6 protein-coding genes are annotated in these 4,113 nt (G+C 37.3%); 2 read left to right on the forward strand and 4 right to left on the reverse strand.

Features of this window, described 5'->3' with window-relative positions; translation table 11 throughout:
* On the reverse strand, positions 1–290 hold a 290-nt coding region (locus K6G87_RS00610), incomplete at its 3' end, for an HNH endonuclease (protein ID WP_296832449.1).
* 646 nt (positions 291–936) lie between these two features.
* Here K6G87_RS00610 and K6G87_RS00615 point away from each other — a divergent pair.
* Both K6G87_RS00615 and K6G87_RS00620 read left to right on the forward strand, forming a co-directional pair.
* Positions 937–1,623, forward strand: a complete 687-nt coding sequence (locus K6G87_RS00615) for an AzlC family ABC transporter permease (protein ID WP_296832452.1) — start codon at positions 937–939, stop codon at positions 1,621–1,623.
* Entirely contained in the window at positions 1,620–1,931 is a 312-nt protein-coding gene (locus K6G87_RS00620) for a branched-chain amino acid transporter permease (RefSeq protein ID WP_296832455.1), read from the forward strand. The genes K6G87_RS00615 and K6G87_RS00620 overlap by 4 nt, the downstream gene beginning before the upstream one ends.
* A gap of 81 nt (positions 1,932–2,012) precedes the next feature.
* Here the strand turns inward: K6G87_RS00620 and K6G87_RS00625 are convergent, their stop codons facing one another.
* From K6G87_RS00625 to K6G87_RS00635, 3 genes are all read right to left on the reverse strand, one after another.
* Complete coding sequence (locus K6G87_RS00625) at positions 2,013–2,963, reverse strand: L-lactate dehydrogenase (protein ID WP_296832458.1); 951 nt, start codon at positions 2,961–2,963, stop codon at positions 2,013–2,015.
* 273 nt (positions 2,964–3,236) lie between these two features.
* A complete protein-coding gene (locus tag K6G87_RS00630) occupies positions 3,237–3,581 on the reverse strand; it encodes a phenylpyruvate tautomerase MIF-related protein (protein WP_296832461.1) in 345 nt (114 codons plus the stop codon).
* Between the two features lie 277 nt (positions 3,582–3,858).
* Positions 3,859–4,113: SOS response-associated peptidase family protein (locus K6G87_RS00635; RefSeq protein WP_296832464.1), on the reverse strand; the 255-nt coding region annotated here is incomplete at its 5' end.

Here is a 4,113-nt window from a genome sequence, read left to right on the forward strand (position 1 = left end):
TCATTCTGCCATTCGGCTTCATATTCATTTGCAATTCTGCAATATTCACTTTTAAGATAGGGATAATATTCCTCTACAGATACAAGCCTAGAGCCTTTCTGCTTATTGCATATTCTGCAAAGAGGAAGAAGGTTTCTCTCATCATCCATTCCTCCCCTGTACTTCGGAATGTAATGTTCGATCGTAACCTTATTTATAGGAATCTGTCTTCCACATCTTGCGCATACACCATCAGTCTTTCTAAGAACAATACGTTTAATCTCGGCTTTTCTTTGCTTCTGACCTCTCATACAGCTCCACTCCCAAACTTACCGGAATACAACAATCTGTCTATAAATCATTAAAAAAATATGTTCATCAATAATATATGCTCATCACCTAAAGATGATGGGTTATCTTGATAATTTTATATAATTATCTCATTAATGCAAAGCAATATTAATCACAAAATGCAAATATTAGTAAGTAAAGCTTCACGTTCGTTCAAAAAAAATTCCAAATTTATTTGTTTCTTTAAGTCATGATTAAGGTTCTGGAATTATTATAAGAGCATGAAGAACAGCGAATGTTCTTTTACCCCACAAATACTCTTTTTATTTTGTGAAAAGATTGTCCCTAATTGTTGACAATCTTTCTCCACCCCACACAACGGGCCTTATAAGACTGTCCCTTATAGTTGACAGTCTTTATCATCCAAAGAGCCCGTAGCACACCTTAAGGTTGTCACATCTAGTTGACAGCCTTCCTCTCTAAAACAGGCCAGGGCAATCGTCCTGGCTTTTATAATGCAAAATTCCAGGCTTTTTGCCAGGTGCTATGTTGTGTTAAATTCAGCTATAGTTATACTTCTATTAATCATGTATTATATATCTCATATGGATTCCTTTTTAGGGCATCATATTTAATCAAAGGGGTAAGGGAGATATTCCACAACTAATGAGAAAAAAGACGATAATAAAGGCCTTTTATAAATCAATTCCTGTTTTGGCAGGTTATATTGTTCTTGGTATAGGCTTTGGAATACTGATGAGAAATGCAGGCTATGGCGTATTATGGGCAGGCGCCATGAGCATCTTTATATACGCAGGTTCTCTACAATACGTGGGAGTAGGCCTTATTACAGGAGGAGCCAGCGTCATTACAGCTTTTTTCACCTCAGTAATGGTCAATGCAAGGCATCTTTTTTACAGTATATCTATGATAGACAAATATAAATCCGCAGGAAAGTACAAGCCCTATCTTATCTTTGCGCTTACAGATGAGACCTATTCGCTTCTTTGCGATGGTATGGCCTCAAAAGGGACTGACCCTGAGCTCTACAGATTTCTTGTTTCCTTATTTAACCACTGTTACTGGGTTGTAGGAAGTCTTATAGGAAGTCTTCTTGGAACGGTGCTCCCTTTTCCCACAGATGGAATTGAATTCTCTATGACAGCACTTTTTATAGCCGCTTTCACAGAGCAGTGGCTTTCTTCCAAAGATCACATTCCTGCGCTTACAGGCCTTTTGTGCACGCTGTTATCCCTCATCATATTTGGTAAGAGCAGCTTCCTTATTCCTGCCATGCTACTGATCACGCTGGTACTGACCCTTATCCGCAAGAAAGAGGAGGCAGCATCATGAACACAGCCATACTCATAATCATTATGTCACTGACAACGATCATTATAAGGGCGCTTCCTTTTCTTGTTTTCAGGAAAAAAACTCCCTTGTACATCCAATATCTTGGCAAAGTACTACCTCAGGCGATCATAGGAATGCTGGTAATATACTGCCTTAAAGATGTTTCTCTATCTGTTCATCCCTTTGGACTTCCGGAGCTTATAGCATCAGGTCTTGTAGTGATAGTTCAGATACTTAGCCGTAACTCTTTATTTAGTATACTTTCAGGAACAGTCGCCTATATGCTGCTGGTGCAACTGGTGTTTTAATTCTGAACCCTTAGACACCTAACAAAAAGCCAAGGCATATCATCATGATCTGCCTTGGCTTTATATTATGATTTATAATTTTCAGATTCCCACATCATCTATTACATCTTTCAAAGTTTTGGCTGAAGCTTGAAGTGCCTCTTCCTCGCTCTTACTAAGACTGATCGGAACTGTTCCCTCAACACCATCTTTACCTACTATAGCAGGCATACTAAGTGCTACATCTGAAATTCCATGATTGTCATGCTGAATGCTTGAGATAGGAAGAATTGTCTTTTCATCACGAATTAGAGCTTCACATATTCTTCTTACTGACATTGCAATACCATAATAGGTTGCACCTTTTTTCTCAATGATGTCATAAGCACTGTTCTTAACGTCTTCAGCTATTGACTGCATGGACTCGTCATGATTAAAATGTCCTCTCATCTCGCAGAAATCATTGATCGGGATTCCGGAAACATTGGCACTACTCCAGGCTGCTATCTCGCTGTCTCCGTGTTCTCCAATGATGAAAGCATGAACTGAACGGCTGTCTACATCGAGGTGCTGACCAAGTATATACTTAAGTCTTGCTGTATCAAGAGTTGTGCCTGAGCCAAATACTCTGTTTTCAGGATATCCTGAAAGCTTCCATGCTGCATATGTAAGAACATCTACAGGATTAGCAACTATTACCATGATGGCATCCTTATTAACTTCTGATATCTGAGGAATAATTGATTTAAATATTCCAACATTCTTTTTGACAAGGTCAAGTCTTGTCTCACCAGGCTTTTGTCCGGCACCTGCAGTTACAATTATAATTGCTGCATCGGCTATATCCTTATAATCACCGGCATATATCTGCATAGGCTTGGCATAAGAAAGTCCATGACTGATATCAAGAGCTTCACCTTCGGCTTTCTCTTTATTAGCATCAATCAAAACCATCTCTGAAAATAAGCCGCTCTGCATAAGAGCAAATGCAGAAGCTGCACCAACAAATCCGCATCCAATCATCGCTACTTTTCTTGCGTTAAGTGTTGCCATATATTAGCCTCCTTTATTCTATTATGTTCTGTCATTATCATTATATCATTCAAGAAGCTTCTGTTTTTGATAATATATATCAATTGTAATGATAAGACTGTCTGTTAACTTGTTATGCCTGCATTGTAATATAAGAGGTCTGTCTTGTCTGTTGTTTTAACAACATTTTCAGAAAAATAATAGAATTTTTATAACTTAAGTATCAAAAGGATCTTTTGACATCTACATCATTTAAATATTTGGCTAGCAACATTTTTAAAACATATTTGATGATCAGAAATTATTGCCGTTCCAGCCCCAATCGCGTGAAGCCATGTATCTTATATACATTCTGTCAGGTGCAATACCCAGGACTTCATTATATATTTTGGTAACTTCAGCGGTCATCTTCTGAAATGCCCCCGGATCTGAATCACCAAAAACGTTAACGCCGATAAATGCTGTAGGCTCATCACCTATTCCTTTAAAATACATCTCCTGCTCATCTGCAAGATCGATCATGAGCCAGCTCTCGCTCTTTCCAGGTATAAGTGCAATTGCCTGTCCAAGTCTTTCCTTAAGTTCTTTTCTCTGCTCAGGTGTAGTCTTAACGCTAACTCTAGAATCAATAAATGGCATAATCATTTCTCCTTTTCTCTTTGATAAATCAAAATATTTGTACCTGCTACCATAAATTTTCTTAATTATTCTGTTGTTATAAGATCTCTTAATTATTCTGTTATTATAAGATCTCTTAATTATTCTGTTATTATTAGTTCTTTTATTCTGTTATTATTTGTTCTTTTATTTTATTCTGTTATTATTTGTTCTTTTATTTTTTTCTGCTATTATATGTTCTCTTAATCATTTTGCTTATTTGATATTTTAGACAGGTAACAAAGGATTTTTGTGTTCTTTAAAACAGGCTCAGCTGCTCATAGTCCTGATGGCTTTCAAGAAGTGGCATCTCCATTGAAAGCATCTCTTTGGCCGCATCTGTATCATAAAGCCAGTCTTTAACTGCGCTTTGGTCGATCATAAGAGGCATGCGGTCATGTACCCTGATCATTGACTCATTGGCAGAAGTTGTAAGTATCACAAATGAATCCTTATTGTCTGATAGTTCATAAAAGCCTGCAAGATATATAGGCTTTTTGTCTTTTTTGTAAAA

This window comes from Butyrivibrio sp. (assembly GCF_024699075.1).